Raw genomic sequence first — 19,204 nt, 5'->3', positions numbered from 1 at the left:
AAATCGCCATATTCACAATCCCCTTCATAAACATCGACTTATCCGTGGAACACGGGGCCGGCGACATGCGCCGTTAACGTGAAACCGACATTTGTGACCGCTTCTTCACGGCTGTGCACAACTGCTCCACCCGCAACCCGCGCCACGGCTCGTGGAGCCGCGGCGAGCGGGGGTGTCAAGCCATCGCCGCAGCCGGCAGGCCGGGAACATCTGTGATCCAGCGCACGGAATCCCGCGCAAGCGGCTGTTTCCGGACGGAAAACGTCCGTTATCCACACCGCCTGTGGATAAACCTGTGCGTGATGCCGGGACGGTTCCGCCGGAGCCAGCACCGGCGCGCCCTCCACGCACCTGGCCAGAATTTCACCGCCACGCAGAGGCGATTTAAAATCAACAACTTGCGGAAATCACCGGCTGCAGGGTTGGCCGCGCACGCGGTCCCGACCGACGCCCCTAGCCGATTTATGCCGCTGTGCACAACTGCCGCTGGCCGTGCCCTCCCGCTTTTGCTGAAGCCCGCCCGTCCGGCGCCGGTGGCGGACGGCCGGGGCGGGGTGTGACCGCTATAAGATTGGGCCGTGCCGATCCTCCCGACATGACCGAATCCCACCCCTCTCCCCCCCCGTCCGCGGCGGTCGCCGCGTTCCTGCGTGGCCTGGATCGACGCGCACGCCTGCTGGCGCTGGTGCAGTCCGGTGATGCCCAGGCGGCCCCGCGCGCGCTGGATGCCGCCGCCCGGGTCTTCGCCTCCGAAGCCGGCCAATGGCCGATCGCCCAATGGCCGCGGCAGTACTGGCGGCTGCTGCTGTCGACGCCAAGCATGCGCCAGACCGGCGCCGTCACTGCCGGCCCGCTGCCCGGGATCGCCCGGCTGCCGGCGCAGGTGCGGGCGGCGCTGCTGCTGCATCTGGTGGCGGCGCTGGACGAGGCCGATGCCGCCGCCGCGCTGGGGATCGAGGTGGATGCCTACCAGCTGCGGATCCGCGATGCGCTGCCGCGCGATGCCCTGGGCCAGCCCGACCTCGACGTCTGGCGGGCCTGGCGGGCGGCCGCACAGCGCGCGCTGGACGCCCTGCCGGAAACCGCGGCCGCCGCCCCGGCGCCCGCGCCATCGACAGCGCAGCCCGACCAGGGCGCCGATGCTGCCCGCCATCGCCGGCGCATGCGCTGGCTGTGGCTGGGCGTGGCGGCGTGCGCCTTTGCGCTGCTGGCGAGTTTCTTCCTGCATCAACGCGGCCGCGAACTGCTGGACAGCTGGCGCAACCACGTGCAGGTGGAACCGCTGCCGCCCGCAGTGGCGCCGAAGGCGCGCTTCGACCCCGCCGACCCGGCCCTGCACCCGGACCGCGCGCTGCTGGCCGAGCCGGGCACCCTGCAGCTGGCGCGTCAACTGCCGCTGCTGGCCTGGCTGGCGACCGAAGCAGCCGATGCGTTGCCGCCGCCGCCGCTGGCCCCGGCGTTCCCGGACACCGCCTCCGCGGCCGCGGTCGACCCGCTGGCAGGCAGCGACCTGAGCGAGCGCATCCGCGCCTGGGACCGGCTGTCGCCGTCGCAGCGCGCGCAGCAGCGCGGCGCGCTGGAGGAATGGCAGGCGTTGCCGGCCGAGGAGCAGGCGCTGCTGGGTCGGCTGGCGGCGCGCTTCGCCGCCCTGCCTTCGGCCGAACAGCTGGCGCTGCGCGAGCGTTATGCGTCGCTATCGTTCGATGCCCACCGCGGCTGGCACCTGGGGCCGCGGCTGGGCCGTGACTGGCCGCGCATCGGCGCGCTGTTCGCCTATGTCGAGCCCGGCGAACGCGAAGCGCTGCTGCGCCTGCTGCGGGCCGCTTCCGCCGAGGAGCTGGACACGCTGGCGCGGCTGGCACAGATCACCCCGCCGGAAGCCCGCGCCGCGCTGCGCCGCGAGCTGCTGGCGCAGGCGCCGGCGCAGCGCGCGGCGTGGCTGCAGGCGCGGCTGCAGCAATAGGTGCGGGCCGTGGATGGATCGAGATAGTCGTCGTGCCGACAGCGGCATCGACGCTGCCACTCACATCGCCACCAGCCCGATCGCCATGCTGGCCAGCACCGCGAAGCTGAGCAGCACCGAGTAGCAGGTGCCCAGCACGAAATACTTCAGCGCGGTCATCGGCCAGCCCTGCGCGTACACGCGCTTCTGCATCAGCAGCAGGTAGACCGGCATCCACGCCAGCAGCAGGCCTTCGGTCCAGCCGAACAGCGTGGCCAGCGCGCCCTCGCCCGGCGCCAGCCACTGCGCCAGCGCGCGCACCAGCAGCACCAGCAGCAGGTCCAGGCACAGGAAGGCGTGGCTGTGCAGGGCCACCACCAGATGCTCCATGTACAGCCGACGCTTGAAGACATAGGCCAGCTTCAGCATCAACGCGAAGATCGGCACCAGCACGAACAGGGTGGTGGGCACCGCGCCCAGCGCCGCGTCCTTGAACGCGGCCGGGTCCTGCTTGAGCCGGGCGATGTTGTCCCTGGCGCGGACCAGCTGCGCATTGACCCAGCCGTCGGCGAAAGCAGGCAGCCAGGTATCGAGCGGATTCTTCTTCTCGTCCCAGCGCTTGCCGTTGATGCTCAGGTTGAGCGAATCCGCGTCGCTGTCTGCCGCCACCGGCGGCGGCTGTCCAGCCGCCTGCGCCTTCTGCAGCGCGGCGATGCGCGCGGCGGCAACGTCGCGCACCGCCTGTTCGCCGGTCTCGATGCCGGCAATGCCGGTAGCGGCCGGGGTGCCGGCCATCCCCTGCTTCACCTTCGCCAGTTCCGCCAGCTTGGCGTCGCGCGCCTTCTCCACCTCGGCGACGGTGGTGGCGGCATTGATGGTGTCGCCCTTGCCGAGGTTGATGGTGGGGGCGTCGAACGCCAGCTGGGCGACGAAGAACGCCAGCACGGCGAGGAAGAAGAACAGCCGGAACGGGGTGACGTAGCGGATCTGCCGGCCGGCGAAATATTCGCGGGTCAGAAACCCCGGTTTGGCGAACAGCGGCGGCAGCGTGCGGAACACGCGGATGTCGAGGTCGAACACGCTGTCCAGCACGTCGCCGAACAGGTTGCCGAGCGGCCGCACCAGCCCTTTCACCGGCTGCCCGCAGGCGTGGCAATGGGGTCCGTGCAAGGCCGCGCCGCAGTTGCGGCAGCGCGCTTCCGGCGCGGGTTGCGGGTCGGGTTCGCGATCAAGCGGCTGGCTCATGCCGGTAGAATGACAGGCCGCGCGGCGCCGGCGCCAGCGTGCGCCCCTGTCTTCCGATGCCCGCCATGCCTACCTTCCTTTCCCGCCTGCGTGCCGACGCGGGCCGCACCGCCCGTCTGGCCGCGCCGCTGGCGGCCGGGCATCTTTCGCACGGGCTGGTGGGCTTCGTCGATGCGATGGTCGCCGGCCACCACGGGACCACCACGCTGGCGGCGGTGTCGGTGGGCTCGGCGCTGCTGTGGCTGCCGATGCTGGCGCCGATGGGCACGCTGATGGCGCTGCCGCCGGCGGTCTCGCAGCTGGACGGCGGCGGCCGCCGCGCCGCGATCGGGCCGCTGTTCCGGCAGGCGCTGTGGCTGGCGCTGGGCCTGGGGATCGTGCTGCTGGCGCTGCTGTCGGCGATGCCGCTGCTGCTGCGGCCGATGGGCATCGCGCCCGACATCGTGCCCGGCGTGGTCGACTTCCTGCACGCGGTGCGCTGGGGCATCCCGGCGTTCACCCTGTACCTGTCGATGCGATACCTCAGCGACGGCCTGCACTGGTCGTTGCCGACCATGCTGCTGGGCTTCGGCGGGCTGTGCCTGCTGGCGCCGACCGCCTATGTGCTGACCAACGGCCTTCTGGGCTTGCCGGAGCTGGGCGCTGCCGGGATCGGCATCGCCACCGCACTGATGTTCTGGCTGCAGGCGCTGGGCTTCGCGCTGTACCTGTGGCGCAGCCGCCGCTTCGCCGACCTGGAGCTGTTCGCGCATTTCGAATGGCCGCGCTGGCCGGCGCAGCGCGAGCTGCTGCACAACGGCCTGCCGATCGGCGTCACCGTGACCATGGAAGGCGGGCTGTTCGCCGCCACCGCGCTGCTGATCGGACGCCTGGGCGAAGTGCCGGCTGCTGCCCACCAGGTGGCGCTGAACGTGGCCACGCTGTGCTTCATGCTGCCGTTCGGCATTGCCGAGGCCACCACCGTACGGGTGGGCCATGCACTGGGCCGCGGCGACCGCGAAGGCGTGCGCACTGCCGCCTTCGCCGGGCTGGCGTTGGCGCTGGGCACCCAGGTCTGTTCGGCGCTGCTGATGCTGGCCGGCCACGACGCCATCGCCGCGCTGTACAGCGCCGACCCGGCGGTGATCGCGCTGGGCGGCAGCCTGCTGCTGTACGCCGCGCTGTTCCAGCTGCCGGACGGCGTGCAGGTGGTGTCGGCCGGCGCGCTGCGCGGGCTCAACGACACCCGCGTGCCGATGTGGATGGCAGCGCTGGCCTACTGGGGCATCGGCATGCCGGTGGGCGCCGGGCTGGGCCTGTGGCTGGGCTGGGGGCCGCGCGGGATGTGGCTGGGCCTGACCGCAGGGCTGCTGGTGGCGGCGGTGCTGCTGTGCCGGCGCTTCCTGCGCAGCAGCGCGCGCCTGCCCATGCCCGCATCGTCGCCCGCATCGTCGCCCGCACCACCGTCGGTCACCGTGACCGATGCCGCATGAGCCCGTCACCGCGCTCGGCTAGCATTCGCACTCTGGCCGCCGCTGCGCGGCCCGCATTCTCCGGAGCATCGCAATGAACGAACCCCGCCGCCGCGGCCCCATCGCCCGCCTGGCCATCGGCCTGTGGGATGCCGTCAACTTCAGCCGCCGGCTGGTGTTCAACCTGCTGTTCCTGCTGGTACTCGCCATCGTGCTGGTGGCGATCTTCGGCGGCGGCAGGCTGGCGCCGCTGGAGCCGCGCGCCACCCTGGTGTTCGCGCCCGAGGGCCGGCTGGTGGAGCAGTACAGCTGCGATCCGTTCAGCCGCAACCTGGCCCGCGCCACCGGCAGCGGCGACTGCCGCGAAGTCCGCCTGCGCGACGCCCTGCGCGCGCTGGACGCCGCCCGTACCGACAAGCGCATCGAGCGGGTGGCGCTGTACCTGGACGACCTGCAGCCGAGCGGCTTCGCCTCGCTGCGCGAGGTGGCGGCCAAGCTGGGCGCGATCCGCGCCGCCGGCAAGCAGGTGATCGCCTATGGCGACGCCTACGGCCAGGGCCAGTACCTGCTGGCGGCGCAGGCCAGCGAGATCTACCTCGACCCGATGTCGCCCGGCGGGGTGATGCTGGACGGGCTCGCCTCGTACCGGCAGTACTACCGCGAGGCGCTGCAGGACAAGCTCGGCGTCGACATGCACCTGTTCAAGGTCGGCGAGTACAAGTCCGCCGCCGAGCCCTACATCCTCGACGCCGCCTCGCCCGAATCCAAGGAAGCCGACCTGTTCTGGATGGGCGATCTGTGGAAGCGCCTGCTGGCCGACGTCGGCAAGGCGCGCGGGCTGGATCCCGCCACCCTGGAAAGCTACGCCAACACCCTGCCCGAACAGGTGGCGGCAGCCAACGGCGACCTGGCCCAGCTGGCCCTGCGGCAGAAACTGGTGACCGCGCTGAAGACCCGCGAAGAGGTCGCCGACCTGCTCACCCAGCGCGGCGTGGCCGACGACAACGCCGACGGCGGCTTCCGCCAGGTCGCACTGGCCACCTACCTGCAGCACCTGGACGGCACCCTGCCGCAGGCCGACACCCGCCCGCAGGTGGCGGTGGTGGTGGCCGAGGGCGAGATCGCCGGCGGCGAGCTGCCGCCGGGCAAGGTCGGCGGCGAATCCACCTCGGCACTGCTGCGCGAGGCGCGCGACGACGACGACGTGAAGGCGGTGGTGCTGCGGGTGAATTCGCCCGGCGGCGAGGTGTTCGCCTCCGAGCAGATCCGCCGCGAGGTCGAGGCGCTCAAGGCCGCCGGCAAGCCGGTGGTGGTGTCGATGGGCGACGTCGCCGCGTCCGGCGGCTACTGGATCAGCATGAATGCCGACCGCATCTATGCCGATGCCTCGACCATCACCGGCTCGATCGGCATCTTCGGCCTGTTCCCCACCGTCGACCGCACCCTCGGCAAGCTGGGCGTGCACACCGACGGCGTGGCCACCGCCAAGTACGCCGGCGCGTTCGACATCACCCGTCCACTCGACCCGGGCGTGGCCATCACCGTGCAGGCGGTGATCGAGAAGGGTTACCGCGATTTCACCGGCAAGGTGGCCAAGGCGCGCGGCAAGCCGGTGCAGCAGATCGACGCAGTCGCGCGCGGTCGCGTGTGGAGCGGCGCACAGGCGCAGCAGCGCGGGCTGGTGGATGCGTTGGGCGGGCTGGGCGAGGCGGTTGCCGATGCCGCCGCGCGCGCCAAGCTGGGCAAGCCGGACCGCTGGCAGACCGTGTACGTGGAAGAACGCACGGTGCCGCTGTCGCAGATGCTCTCGGAGCTGATGCAGAGCCGTGCCGGGCTGGGCCTGCTGCGCGGCACCGGGCTGGGCGAGCTGCTGCTGGCCAGCCGCGCCCATGAACAGGCGCCGCTGCGCTTCGTGCAGCAGGCGCTGGACAAGCGCGGTCAGGCGCGAGTGAAGGCGCTGGCCTACTGCTTCTGCGAACCGATGTAAGTCCGGCGGCGACCGGGGCAACCCGGTCGCCTCGCAACACAGCTACCGCGCCGCTTCATCCGCCGCGCGCGCCTGCTGCGAGGCTTGCGCCTGGGTCTTCGCCGCCGCATCGCGCGCGGCATTCCTGTAGGCATTGGCATCGGCGCTGACCGCCGGCGCCACCTGCGGTTCCGGCCGCTGCTCGGGATCCGGCGGCGAGGGCGTGCAGGCCGCCAGCAGGCAGGCGACGGGCAAGGACATCCAGCAGACTCGGCGCATGGCGGTCTCCGGCAGCGGGGTTGCGCTTATCCTACGCCCGACCCACTTTTGGAGATCGCGCATGCTTTCGCCCCGCTGGAGCCTGTCGGGACAACGCGCGCTGGTGACCGGCGCCAGCGCCGGCATCGGCCTGGCGATCTGCCGCGAGCTGCTCGGCTTCGGCGCGCAGGTGCTGATGGTGGCCCGCGACGCAGGCTTGCTGGAGCAGGCGCGCGCCGAACTGGAAGAACAATTCCCCGGTCCCGAGGACGCGGTGCTGGCGCTGCCGGCCGACGTCACCGACGACGAACAGCGCGCCGAGATCATCGATTGGGCCAAAGACCTCGGTGGCCTGCACCTGCTCGTCAACAACGCCGGCGGCAACCTCACCCGGCCGGCGCTGGACTACGGCGAAGACCAGTGGCGCGGGATCTTCGAAACCAACCTGTTCTCCGCCTTCGAGCTGTGCCGGCTGGCGCATCCGCTGCTGTCGAAGCACGCGGCATCAAGCATCGTCAACATCGGCAGCGTGTCCGGCCTCACCCACGTGCGCAGCGGCGCGCCCTACGGCATGAGCAAGGCGGCGCTGCACCAGATGACGAAAAACCTTGCGGTGGAATGGGCCGAGGACGGCATCCGGGTGAACGCGGTGGCGCCGTGGTACATCCGCACCCGCCGCACCAGCGGCAAGCTGGCTGATCCCGACTACCTCGACGAGGTGCTGTTGCGCACGCCGATGGGACGCGTGGGCGAGCCGGAGGAAGTGGCGGCGGCAGTCGCGTTCCTGTGCCTGCCCGCGTCCGGCTACGTCACCGGCGAGTGCATCGCCGTGGACGGCGGCTTTTTGCGTTACGGTTTCTGAGCAACCGCCGCGTTCCGCGCGGCCGCCACGAGGAGCGACGGACGATGCAGAACGACACGCTGGGCACCAAGATCGCCGATATCCACGCGCAGATCCAGGCCCATGTCGGCAGCGTCGGTCGCATCGGCATCGCCCTGTACAACGCCGACAGCGGCCAGCTCAGCACCTTCATCCACAGCTCCGACGAACAGACGCCGCTGGAGCGCTACCAGGTGCCGCTGGCGGAGGTGACCTCGCTGCGGCAGCTGCACGAATCCGGCCGCAGCCGGATCATCGACGACCTGGCCACGCTGGCCGGCTCGCCCAGTGAACACACGCAGCGGATCCTCGCCGCCGGCTACCGCTCCAGCTACACCTGTCCGCTGTATGCACGGGGCGAACTGCTGGGCTTCCTGTTCTTCGACTCGCGCGAGCCCGGGCATTTCCGTGACGATGTGACGCTGGAACTGGATGACTACGCACAGCTGATCGGCACGCTGGTCTCGCATGCCTTCTCCGCCACCCGCGCGCTGCGCAGCGCGATGGCGCTGGCGCGCGAACTGGGCCGCCACCGCGACGCGGAAACCGCCGGCCACCTCACCCGCGTCGCCCACTACACCCGCTCGATCGCGCGGGCGCTGCCGGAAGGAATGGGCCACAGCGACGAGGACATCGAATTCCTGTTCCAGTTCGCCGGCCTGCACGACATCGGCAAGATCGCCGTGCCCGACCATATCCTGCTGAAGCCCGGCAAGCTCGATCCGGAGGAATACGAAATCGCCAAATCGCACGTGCAGAAGGGCAGCGAAATGATCGAGGCGATGATGCGCGAGTTCGGGCTGGCCAACGAGCACTACGCACAGCTGCTGCTCGACGTCATCGCCTGCCACCACGAGCGCTGGGACGGTGGCGGCTATCCGCGCGGCCTGGCCGGCGCGGCGATCCCGCTGGCCGGGCGGATCGTGGCGGTGGCCGACGTGTTCGACGCGCTGACCAATCCGCGCCCGTACAAGCGCGCCTGGACCCTGGACGAAGGGCTGGCCTACCTGCGCGAGAACAGCGGCAGCCAGTTCGACCCGCAGTGCGTGGCGGTGGCGGAGCGCTGCTTCGACGACTGGCGCGCCATCCACGCCCGCTTCCACCAGCCCGAGGCGGCCTGAGGCAGGCGCGGGGATGCTGCCGGGCTGGGCGCTGCTGCTGGTGTCGGTGGGCTATGCCGCGCTGCTGTTCGGCGTGGCCTGGCTGGGCGACCGCCACCCGCTGTATCCGCGCAGTAACTGGCTGCGGCCGCTGGTCTACAGCCTGGCGCTGGCGGTGTACTGCTCGTCGTGGACGTTCTACGGCGCAGTCGGCACCGCCGCGCGGCAGGGCTTGGGCTACCTGCCGATCTACCTTGGCCCGCTGCTGTTCCTGCTGTTCGGCTGGCGCATCCTCGAGCGGATGGCGCTGATCGCGCAGTCGCAGAGCACGGTGTCGATCGCCGACTTCCTTGGCGCCCGCTACGGCCGCTCGCAGCAGGTGGCGGCGCTGGTGGCGGTGATCGCGCTGATCGCCGCGGTGCCGTACCTGGCACTGCAGTTCAAGGCGGTGGCGATCAGCCTGGACGTGCTGGGCGGGCGCAGCGTGCAGGAGTCGGTGTGGGGCGACCCGGCGCTGTACGTGGCGGCGCTGATGGCGCTGTTCGCGATCCTGTTCGGCACCCGTCAGGTCGATGCCACCGAGCATCGCCCCGGCCTGATGCTGGCGGTGGCGCTGGAGTCGCTGGTCAAGCTGGTGGCGCTGGTGGCGATCGGCGTGTTCGCGCTGTTCTGGCTGGACGCGCGCGCGATCCCGCTGGGTGCGGCCACCCGCGCGCTGGTGGACAGCGCGCCGCCGGTCGGCTTCGTCGCCCAGACCCTGCTGGCGTTCGCCGCCATCGTCTGCCTGCCGCGCCAGTTCCACGTGGCGGTGGTGGAATGCGCCGACGTCGCCGACATCCGCCGCGCGCGCTGGATGTTCGGCGCCTACCTGGTTGCGATCAGCCTGATGGTGCTGCCGATCGCGGTGGCCGGGGTGGCCCGCTTCGGCAGCGATGGCGCGGTGCCGGCGGACAGCTTCGTGCTGGCGCTGCCGCAAGTCGAGGGCCACAGCGCGCTGGCGCTGCTGGCCTACGTCGGCGGCTTCTCCGCCGCCACCGGCATGGTGATCGTGGCCAGCGTGGCGCTGGCGACGATGGTCAGCAACGACCTGGCGATGCCGCTGCTGCTGCGCTCGGGACTGGTCGGCGACAACGTGGCCTCGACGGTGCTGTGGATCCGCCGTGCCGCCATCGTGCTGCTGGCGGCGATGGCCTGGGGTTATTACCGAGCCAGCGCCAGCGATACCGATCTCGCCACCTACGGGCTGATGGCGTTCGCGGCGATGGCGCAGTTCGCGCCGCCACTGATCGGCGGGCTGTACTGGCGCGGGGCCAGCCGGCGCGGCGCCGAGACCGCGCTGCTGGCAGGCTTCGTGGTCTGGGCCTACACCCTGCTGCTGCCCACGCTGGCCCGTTCCGGCTGGCTGGATGCCGGCTGGGTCGAGACCGGCCCGTTCGGGATCGGCTGGCTGCGCCCGCAGCAGCTGTTCGGGCTGTCGGGCTGGGATCCGTTGACCCACGGCACGGTCTGCTCGCTGTTCGCCAACGTGGCCGGCCTGCTGCTGGCCTCGATGCGCTGGCGGCCCAGCCTCGACGAACGCCTGCGCGCGGCGCCGTTCCTCGACCCTTACGCCGAACAGCGCAACCTGGCCGGCGACGACTGGCGCGGCAGCGTGCGGGTCGGCGAGTTGCGCTCGCTGGCCGAACGCATCGTCGGTGAGCGCACCGCCCAGCGCGCCTTCGCCGAACAGGCCCGGAGCCTGGGCCGCGAGCTGGCGCCTGCGGCGCAGGCCGACCGCCAGTGGATCCAGTTCACCGAACGCCTGCTGGCGGCGGCGCTGGGCGCGGCCTCGGCGCGGCGGGTGCTGACCAGTGCGCTGCGCGGCTCCGGCATGGAGGTGGCCGAAGTGGTGGCGGTGCTGGACGAAGCCGGGCAGGCGCTGCGCTTCAACCGCCAGATCCTGTCCACCACCCTGGAGAACATCGACCAGGGCGTCAGCGTGGTCGACCGCGAGATGCGGCTGGTGGCCTGGAACCGCAGCTACCAGCGGCTGTTCGACTATCCCGACGGCATGCTCTACGTGGGCCGGCCGATCGCCGACATGATCCGCTACAACATCGAGCGCGGCGAGCTGGGCGTGCTCGACGACGGCGACGTGCAGGCGCAGGTCGACAAGCGCCTGGGCTACATGCGCGCCGGCTCGCCGCACGTGACCGTGCGCCTGCGCGCCGACGGCACGGTGATCGAACTGCGCGGGCAGGCGCTGCCGGGTGGCGGCTACGCCACCAGTTATTCCGATGTCACCGAGCACGTGCACGCCCAGCGCGAGCTGCGTGACATCAACGAGACGCTGGAACAGCGCGTGGCCGAGCGCACCCGCGAGGCCGAAGCGGCGCAGGAATCGCGCGCGCGCTTCCTCGCCGCGATCAGCCACGACGTGCTGCAGCCGCTGAACGCGGCGCGGCTGTTCGCCTCGGCGCTACGCGAAACCGAAGACGCTGCGCAACAGCATCATCTGGCCGAACGCGTCGACGCCTCGCTGCGCGCCGCCGAGGAGTTGCTGGACGGCCTGCTGGACGTGTCGCGGCTGGACGCCGGCGCGCTGACTCCGGTCACCCGTGACATCGACGCCGGCCAGCTGCTGCGCGAACTGGCCGCGCAGGCCGCGCCGATGGCGGCGGCGCGCGGCATCGTCCTGCGCGTGCACGCGCCGCCGCTGGCGGTGCGCAGCGACCCGCGCCTGCTGCGCCGGGTGCTGCAGAACTTCCTTGCCAATGCGCTGCGCTACACCCCGCAGGGGCGGGTGGTGCTGGCGGCGCGCCGACGCGGCGGCCAGGTGGCGCTGCAGGTCTGGGACACCGGGCCCGGCATCCCCGCCCATCACATGCGGCAGATCTACGAAGAGTTCCATCGCTACGAGCAGGCGTTCGACTGGGACGGCCGCGGCATGGGCCTGGGCCTGTCGATCTGCCAGCGCATCGCCCGCCTGCTGGGACACACGATGGACGCACGCTCAACGGTCGGCCACGGCTCGATGTTCTCGATCACGGTGCCGCGCGGCGACACCGTGGTCGCCGCCGCACCGGCCGCCGCCGCGATCCCCGATCCCGGCCTCGATGGCCTGCGCGTGCTGTGCGTGGACAACGACCCCGACATCCTCGCCGGCATGCGCGCGCTGCTGGAGCGCTGGAACGTGCGCGTGCACTGCGCCGACACCGCGGACGCCGCGCTGGCGCTGGCAACCAGCCAGCCCGAGGTGTTGCTGGTGGACTACCACCTGCACGACCGTCTGGACGGGCTGGACACGCTGGACGCGCTGCGCGCCGCCTGCGGCAACGTGCCCGGCGCATTGCTCACCGCCGACGGCAGCGTCGCGCTCAAGCAGGCCGCGCGCGCACGCGGCTACCGGGTGCTGACCAAGCCGGTGAAGCCGGCGTCGCTGCGCGCGTTCCTGGCGGCGGCGCGGGAACGATGAAAGCTGGCGGTCGGGGCTTGGGCCCCGATCCCGGCCGCGGCTATTCCGCGTCCGGCACCACCACGCTTTCCGGGTCTACCAGCAGCTTGCCCGCCAGCAGGATGGCCTGGGTGCGGTTGGTCGCGCCCAGCTTGCGCAGGATCGCGCTCATATGCGCCTTGATGGTCGCTTCCGACACGCCCAGCTCGTAGCCGATCTGCTTGTTGAGCAGGCCCGAGCCGAGCATCTGCAGGACCCGGAACTGCTGCGGGGTGAGCTCGCGGATGCGCGCCGCGATGGCGCGCTCCTCCTCCGCCATCGGTTTGGCCGCCAGCGCCGCCGGCGGGATCCAGCGCTCGCCGTCCAGCACCTGCCGCAGCGCGGTGGCCAAGGTGGCGGCATCGGAGGACTTCGGGATGAAGCCCATCGCGCCGTGGTCCAGCGCGCGCCGCATCACCTCGGGCTCCTCGCGCGCCGAGACGATCGCCACCGGCAGCTGCGGATGGGTGGCGCGCAGATGCACCAGCGCGGAGAAACCGTGCACGCCGGGCATGTTGAGGTCCAGCAGCAGCAGGTCTGCGTCGGGCTCGGCTTCCACCAACGCGTACAGCGCGGCGGCGTTGTCGGCTTCGCGGATGTCGGCCTGCGGCAACAGCCGCAGCGCGACCCCCCGCAGCGCCTCGCGGAACAGCGGGTGGTCGTCGGCGATGAGCAGGGTGGTCATGGAGCCGGCGTCACTCCTGGCGCCGGTTCTGCACCAGCGACTCGACCACCGAGGGATCCGCCAGCGTGGTGGTATCGCCCAGCTGGTCGGGCGCGTTCTCGGCGATCTTGCGCAGGATACGGCGCATGATCTTGCCGCTGCGGGTCTTGGGCAGGCCCGGCGCCCACTGCAGGAAATCGGGCGTCGCGATCGGGCCGATCTCCTTGCGCACCCACGCCACCAGCTCCTTGCGCAGCTCCTCGGTTTCCTGCTCGCCGGCCACCAGCGTCACGTAGGCGTAGATGCCCTGGCCCTTGAGGTCGTGCGGGAAGCCGACAACCGCGGCTTCCGCCACCTTCGGATGCAGCACCAGCGCGCTCTCCACCTCGGCGGTGCCGATGCGGTGGCCGGACACATTGATGACGTCATCGACGCGGCCGGTGATCCAGTAGTAGCCGTCGTCGTCACGGCGGCAGCCGTCGCCGGTGAAGTACATGCCCGGATAGGTCTTGAAGTAGGTGTCGATGAAGCGCTGGTGGTCGCCGTAGACCGAACGCATCTGCCCCGGCCAGGAATCCAGCAGCACCAGGTTGCCCTCGGCTGCGCCTTCCAACAGGTTGCCTTCGGCATCCACCAGCGCCGGCTGCACGCCCGGCAATGGCTTGCTGGCCGAACCGGGCTTGAGGTCGGTGGCGCCGGGGATCGGGGTGATCAGCATGCCGCCGGTCTCGGTCTGCCACCAGGTGTCGACCACCGGGCAGCGGCTGTCGCCGATGTTCTCGAAGTACCAGCGCCAGGCTTCCGGGTTGATCGGCTCGCCCACGCTGCCAAGCACGCGCAGCGACTTCCGCGAGGTTTTCTTCACCGGCTCCAGGCCTTCGCGCATCAGCGCGCGGATGGCGGTGGGCGCGGTGTAGAAGATCGTCACCTGGTGCTTGTCGATGACGTCCCAGAAGCGCGAGAAGTCGGGGTAACTCGGCACGCCCTCGAACATCACCTCGGTGCAGGCGTTGGCCAGCGGACCGTAGACGATGTAGCTGTGGCCGGTGACCCAGCCCACGTCGGCGGTGCACCAGAACACGTCGTCGGGCTTGAGGTCGAAGGTGACGTCGTGGGTGTAGGCGGCCCACAGCAGGTAACCGCCGGTGGTGTGCAGCACGCCCTTCGGCTTGCCGGTGCTGCCGGAGGTGTAGAGGATGAACAGCGGGTCTTCCGCGTTCATGCGCTCGGGCTCGCAGGTGGCCGGCTGGCTGTCCACCACCGCATCAAACCAGCGGTCGCGCGGCATCTGCATGTCCACCGCGCCGCCGGTGTGGCGCACCACCAGCACGGTTTCCACCGAATTGGTGCCGGGCAGCTTGAGCGCCGCATCCACGTTGGCCTTCAGCGGCACCTTCTTGCCGCCGCGCAGGCCTTCGTCGGCGGTGATGATCAGCTTGCTGGTGCAATCGGAGACGCGATCGGCAATCGAATTGGGCGCGAAGCCGCCGAACACCACCATGTGGATCGCGCCGATGCGCGCGCAGGCCAGCATGGCGATGGCCGCTTCTGGAATCATCGGCAGGTAGATGGTGACGCGATCACCCTTGCCCACGCCGAGGTTGCGCAGCGCGTTGGCCAGCTTGCACACGCGGGCGTGCAGCTCGCGGTAGGTGAGTTTCTGCACCGGCGTGCCCGGGCTATCCGGCTCGAAGATCAGCGCGACCTTGTCGCCGTGCTTGTCCAGGTGGCGGTCCAGGCAGTTCACGCTGGCATTGAGCTCGCCGTCGGCGAACCAGCGGATGCGGAAGTCGCGCAGGTCGTAGCTCACGTCCTTGAAGACGGTGGGCGCCTTGTACCAGTCCAGCCGCTTGGCCATGTCGCCCCAGAACGCGTCGGGGTTGTCCAGCGCCTGCGCGCAGGCGTTTTCGTATGCGGCACGGTCGATGTTGGCCTGTGCCGCGAACGCCGGTTCCACCGGATAGATGTCGCTCATCGTGCTTTCTCCCATTCGCCACGCGGGCGTTGCCACTTTCCGCAAGTGTGCCGCATCAATGCTGCTGCGACGCAGCAAGTGAAATTAGACCTTGGTCGAATTCGCCGCCATCTACGACCAATGGCGAATAGGCGCGCGCCGCGGCTGCCCGCACCCTCGACCGCGTGCACTGATTCCGGGAGGGGAACGATGAACGCACGCTCCATCCGCAAGCCGTTGGCGCTTGCAATCGCGACGGCGCTGCTGCTGCCCGGCATGGCCTTCGCGCAGACCGCGAAAGAGAAGGAACTGGAAGCCCGCATCGCCCAGCTGGAGGCACAGGTGCAGGCGCTGCTGGGCGCGCAGCAGCAACAGCAGGCCGCGCTCACCCAGCAGCAGGGCACGCTGGCACAGGCGCAGGCCAAGCTCGACGCCGTGCAGGTGGCGCAGGCCGACGGCAAGCCGAAGATCCAGTCGGCGCCGATCCTGGCCAGCGGCAATCCCGACACGCGCTTCAGCTTCGGCGGCTTCATCAAGCTTGATGCGATGGCGACCAGCACCAATGCCGGCGAGATCGCCGACGGCACCGCCGGCCGCATGTTCTACCTGCCCAGCGCGATCCCGGTGGGCGGCGTGGACGAGTCGCGCACCGACCTCGACAGCCACGCGCAGTTCTCGCGCTTCTGGTTCGCCAGCGACGGCGAAGTGCAGGGCCACAAGGCGCGTGCCTACCTGGAGTTCGACCTGTTCGGCGGCGGCATGGCCAACCTCGGCAACCAGGCTTCCACCAACACCCACGGCGTGACCGTGCGGCAGGCCTACGTGAGCTGGGACAAGTGGCTGGCCGGCCAGACCTGGTCCAACTTCCAGGATGTGGCGGCACTGCCGGACGCGGTGGACTTCGTCGGCCCCACCGAAGGCACGGTGTTCGTGCGCCAGGCCCAGCTGCGCTACACCAGCGGTGCGTGGTCGGTGGCGCTGGAGAACCCGCAGACGGTGGTTGGCGCCTACCGCGGCACCGCGCGCACCACCAGCGACGACGGCAACCTGCCCGACATCACCGTGCGCTGGACCGGCAAGGGTGACTACGGCCACGTCAGCGTGGCCGGCATCGCCCGCCAGCTGCGCCACGACACCGCCAGCACCCATGCCAGCGGCAACGGCTACGGCCTGAGCCTGTCCGGCAAGTACAACCTCGGCAAGCAGGACGACCTGCGCTACATGCTGATCGGCGGCAACGGCATCGGCCGCTACGTCGGTTTCGCGCTGGGCGCGGACGGCACCCTCGACGCCGCCGCCGGCGACATCGAGCCCACCGGCGTGCTGGCCGGCTTCGTCGCGTGGCGGCACGTGTTCGATCCGAAGCTGCGCGGCAACCTGATGTTCTCGCGCGCGCAGCTGGACAACGACACCGACTGGACCGGTTTCGGGGTGACCAGGTCCGCGCAGTCGTTCCACGCCAACCTGATCTATTCGCCATTGCCGAAGCTCGACGTCGGCGCCGAACTGATCTGGGGCAATCGCGAACTGGAAAGCGGCGCGGACGGCGACCTCCGCCGCGTCCACGCCACCGTCATGTACAGCTTCTGAGGAGCACGCCATGTCCGACATGCAAGATCCGATGGTGGCCCACATCGAGGCCAACCCCGCCTACCAGGCGCTCAAGCGCAAGCGCAACGGCTTCGGCTGGACGCTGACCATCCTGATGCTGATCGTCTACTACGGTTTCATTGGCCTGATCGCGTTCGACAAGGAATTCCTTGCCCAGCCGATCGGCAGCGGCGTCACCACCCTCGGCATCCCGATCGCGTTCGGGGTGATCGTGTTCACCATCGCCATCACCGGGCTGTACGTGCGTCGCGCCAACAGCGAGTACGACCGCCTCACCGCCCAGATCCTGGAGGACGCTGCCCGATGAACGCATCGAAGATGAAGGCATCGCTGGCGCTGGCCGCGATGACGGCCAGCAACATCGCGCTGGCCGCCGGCGGCGACCTCGGCCAAGTCGACAAGCAGCCCACCAACTGGGTGGCGATCAGCATGTTCGCGGTGTTCGTGCTGGCCACCCTGTGGATCACCAAATGGGCGGCGGCGCGCACCCGTTCGGCCTCGGATTTCTATACCGCCGGTGGCGGCATCACCGGCTTCCAGAACGGGTTGGCGATCGCCGGCGACTACATGAGCGCGGCGTCGTTCCTCGGCATCTCGGCCATGGTGATGAGCAGCGGCTTCGACGGCATCATCTATTCGGTGGGCTTCCTGGTCGGCTGGCCGATCATCACCTTCCTGATGGCCGAACGCCTGCGCAACCTCGGCAAGTTCACCTTCGCCGACGTCGCCGGCTATCGCTTCCAGCAGACCCCGATCCGCGCCTTCGCCGCCTCCGGCACGCTGGTGGTGGTGGCGTTCTACCTGATCGCGCAGATGGTCGGCGCCGGCGCGCTGATCAAGCTGCTGTTCGGGCTGGAATACTGGATCGCGGTGGTGATCGTCGGCGGCCTGATGATGGTCTACGTGCTGTTCGGCGGCATGACCGCCACCACCTGGGTGCAGATCATCAAGGCCTGCCTGCTGCTGGCCGGCGTGACCTTCATGGCCTTCATGGTGCTGGCCAACTACGGCTTCAGCCCGGAGGCGCTGTTCGCCAAGGGCGTGGAGGTGAAGACCCAGCTGGCGGCGGCAGCGGCGGCAACACCCGAGGAGGCCGCAGGCGCGGCGGGCAAGGGCTTGTCGATCATGGGACCGGGCGGCTTCATCAAGGACCCGATCAGCGCGATCAGCTTCGGCATGGCGCTGATGTTCGGCACCGCCGGCCTGCCGCACATCCTGATGCGCTTCTTCACCGTGCCCAACGCCAAGGAAGCCCGCAAGTCGGTGTTCTGGGCCACCACCTGGATCGGCTACTTCTACATCCTGATCTTCATCATCGGTTTCGGCGCCATCACCATGGTGCTGACCAACCCCGAGATGGCCGAGGCCGGCAACATCAAGGGCGGCGCCGGCGCGGCCAACATGGCGGCGGTGCTGGTGGCCAAGATGGTGGGCGGCAACGTGTTCTTCGGCTTCATCTCGGCGGTAGCCTTCGCCACCATCCTGGCGGTGGTGGCCGGCCTGACCCTGTCCGGCGCGTCGGCGGTGTCGCATGACCTCTACGCCACCGTGCTGAAGAAGGGCAAGGCCGACAGCGCTTCCGAGCTGAAGGTCTCGCGCATCACCACGGTGGCGCTGGGCGTGATCGCGGTCCTGCTGGGGATCGCCTTCGAAAAGCAGAACGTGGCCTTCATGGTGTCGCTGGCCTTCGCCATCGCCGCCTCCGCCAACTTCCCGGTGCTGATCCTGTCGCTGCTGTGGAAGGACTGCACCACCCGCGGCGCGGTGATCGGCGGCTTCCTCGGCCTGGTGTCCTCGGTGGCGCTGACGGTGGTCTCGCCCTCGGTGTGGGAAGCCACGCTGGGCAACCCCGCCGGCTCGGCCTGGTTCCCCTACACCTCGCCGGCGCTGTTCTCGATGGCGATCGCCTTCGCCGGCATCTGGTTCTTCTCCATCACCGACCGCAGCGCCCAGGCCGCCAAGGAACGCGGTGCGTTCAAGGCCCAGCAGGTGCGGGCGGAAACCGGGCTGGGGGCCACCAAGTCCTCCGGTCACTGACGCGCCTCCCCCACGTCACGTACGCAGAACGCCGGCCGCAAGGCCGGCGTTTTTCTGTTGCGCCAGCCAGCGATGGTTGCTTCCTGCCGAAGCAGGCATCCGCCTGGGGAGAGGTCGCGAGCCGTCTTATCCAGCCCGCCAGTCGAGACCCGGACGCCCGCTTCGCGCCGATGGAACAGCCATCCAACGGCAAGTTACGAATGGCACCCCCCAGGCCAAGGATCCTGCGCCCGTGGGGTCGGGTCAGCCGACCAGGACGACCTGATTCCTGCCTTTCTTCTTGGCGCTGTTCGCGTTGTTTGTGGACATGGAGGTCATGTCATCGCCAACCTGAGCAATGACGCGGGTCCTGCGCCGACTTGGGCATTCCGCTCCAGTGCCCGGAACCACCCCAGGTAGTTCGGCAGATAGGACGTCGCCACGCCCCGGAATCGGGCCATCCAGCCCTTCAGTCGGCTGTGGTGCGCATTGACATTCTGGACATGCCACGCACCTCGCTTGCGCTCGCCGCGCAAGGTGTTCAGGGCGTGGTGCTCAATTCCCAGATCCCTTGCCGCACTTGCCAACATGGCGCTGCCGTCGGTGCACAGCACCGCATCCGACGCGATGGCGGTCGGCAGGACG

General features: G+C 70.0%; 14 protein-coding genes. 9 read left to right on the top strand and 5 right to left on the bottom strand.

The window, feature by feature from the left end:
- Window positions 1–595: 595 nt before the first annotated feature.
- Entirely contained in the window at window positions 596–1,963 is a 1,368-nt protein-coding gene (locus G582_RS0111740) for a DUF3106 domain-containing protein (RefSeq protein ID WP_028840000.1), read from the top strand.
- A gap of 60 nt (window positions 1,964–2,023) precedes the next feature.
- On the opposite strand, the gene G582_RS16490 is transcribed toward G582_RS0111740, so the two are convergent.
- Entirely contained in the window at window positions 2,024–3,187 is a 1,164-nt protein-coding gene (locus tag G582_RS16490; protein WP_051247195.1) for a DUF3667 domain-containing protein, read from the bottom strand.
- Window positions 3,188–3,252: 65 nt separating this feature from the next.
- Between G582_RS16490 and G582_RS16485 the strand changes: the two genes are divergently transcribed.
- The gene (locus G582_RS16485) at window positions 3,253–4,659 is read left to right on the top strand and encodes an MATE family efflux transporter (RefSeq protein ID WP_051247194.1); all 1,407 of its coding nucleotides are present in this window, start codon (window positions 3,253–3,255) and stop codon (window positions 4,657–4,659) included.
- A 73-nt stretch (window positions 4,660–4,732) separates the two neighbouring features.
- Window positions 4,733–6,625, top strand: coding sequence for a signal peptide peptidase SppA (gene sppA / locus G582_RS0111725; protein WP_028839999.1), 1,893 nt, complete (start codon window positions 4,733–4,735; stop codon window positions 6,623–6,625).
- A 42-nt stretch (window positions 6,626–6,667) separates the two neighbouring features.
- On the opposite strand, the gene G582_RS0111720 is transcribed toward sppA, so the two are convergent.
- Window positions 6,668–6,865, bottom strand: coding sequence for a hypothetical protein (locus tag G582_RS0111720; RefSeq protein ID WP_038053963.1), 198 nt, complete (start codon window positions 6,863–6,865; stop codon window positions 6,668–6,670).
- 79 nt (window positions 6,866–6,944) lie between these two features.
- Here G582_RS0111720 and G582_RS0111715 point away from each other — a divergent pair, with 79 nt between their 5' ends.
- Genes G582_RS0111715 through G582_RS0111705 form a run of 3 tightly spaced genes read left to right on the top strand, consistent with a single transcriptional unit; the run spans window position 6,945 to window position 12,296 of the window.
- The gene (locus G582_RS0111715; RefSeq protein ID WP_028839997.1) at window positions 6,945–7,724 is read left to right on the top strand and encodes an SDR family oxidoreductase; all 780 of its coding nucleotides are present in this window, start codon (window positions 6,945–6,947) and stop codon (window positions 7,722–7,724) included.
- A gap of 44 nt (window positions 7,725–7,768) precedes the next feature.
- A complete protein-coding gene (locus G582_RS0111710; protein WP_028839996.1) occupies window positions 7,769–8,863 on the top strand; it encodes an HD domain-containing phosphohydrolase in 1,095 nt (364 codons plus the stop codon).
- Between the two features lie 13 nt (window positions 8,864–8,876).
- Complete coding sequence (locus tag G582_RS0111705; protein ID WP_028839995.1) at window positions 8,877–12,296, top strand: hybrid sensor histidine kinase/response regulator; 3,420 nt, start codon at window positions 8,877–8,879, stop codon at window positions 12,294–12,296.
- 40 nt (window positions 12,297–12,336) lie between these two features.
- Here the strand turns inward: G582_RS0111705 and G582_RS0111700 are convergent, their stop codons facing one another.
- Both G582_RS0111700 and acs read right to left on the bottom strand, forming a co-directional pair.
- The gene (locus tag G582_RS0111700) at window positions 12,337–12,999 is read right to left on the bottom strand and encodes a response regulator transcription factor (protein WP_028839994.1); all 663 of its coding nucleotides are present in this window, start codon (window positions 12,997–12,999) and stop codon (window positions 12,337–12,339) included.
- Between the two features lie 10 nt (window positions 13,000–13,009).
- Window positions 13,010–14,953 carry an acetate--CoA ligase gene (gene acs / locus G582_RS0111695; protein ID WP_028839993.1) on the bottom strand — a complete coding sequence of 648 codons (1,944 nt, stop codon included), beginning with the start codon at window positions 14,951–14,953 and terminating at the stop codon, window positions 13,010–13,012.
- A gap of 189 nt (window positions 14,954–15,142) precedes the next feature.
- On the opposite strand from acs, the gene G582_RS0111690 reads away from it, so the two are divergent.
- Genes G582_RS0111690 through G582_RS0111680 form a run of 3 tightly spaced genes read left to right on the top strand, consistent with a single transcriptional unit; the run spans window position 15,143 to window position 18,580 of the window.
- Window positions 15,143–16,522 (top strand): DcaP family trimeric outer membrane transporter, encoded by a 1,380-nt coding sequence (locus G582_RS0111690; RefSeq protein WP_038053960.1) that lies wholly within the window; start codon window positions 15,143–15,145, stop codon window positions 16,520–16,522.
- 10 nt (window positions 16,523–16,532) lie between these two features.
- Window positions 16,533–16,850 carry a DUF485 domain-containing protein gene (locus G582_RS0111685; protein WP_028839991.1) on the top strand — a complete coding sequence of 106 codons (318 nt, stop codon included), beginning with the start codon at window positions 16,533–16,535 and terminating at the stop codon, window positions 16,848–16,850.
- An 11-nt stretch (window positions 16,851–16,861) separates the two neighbouring features.
- Complete coding sequence (locus tag G582_RS0111680; RefSeq protein ID WP_211219360.1) at window positions 16,862–18,580, top strand: cation acetate symporter; 1,719 nt, start codon at window positions 16,862–16,864, stop codon at window positions 18,578–18,580.
- Window positions 18,581–18,894: 314 nt separating this feature from the next.
- Here the strand turns inward: G582_RS0111680 and G582_RS16480 are convergent.
- Window positions 18,895–19,204: IS1595 family transposase (locus G582_RS16480; protein WP_038053958.1), on the bottom strand; the 310-nt coding region annotated here is incomplete at its 5' end.

The organism is Thermomonas fusca DSM 15424, from assembly GCF_000423885.1.
Taxonomy (GTDB): Bacteria; Pseudomonadota; Gammaproteobacteria; order Xanthomonadales; family Xanthomonadaceae; genus Thermomonas; species Thermomonas fusca.
The sequence above is the reverse complement of the archived record's forward strand: the minus strand, read 5'-3'. Positions and strand labels throughout refer to the sequence as shown.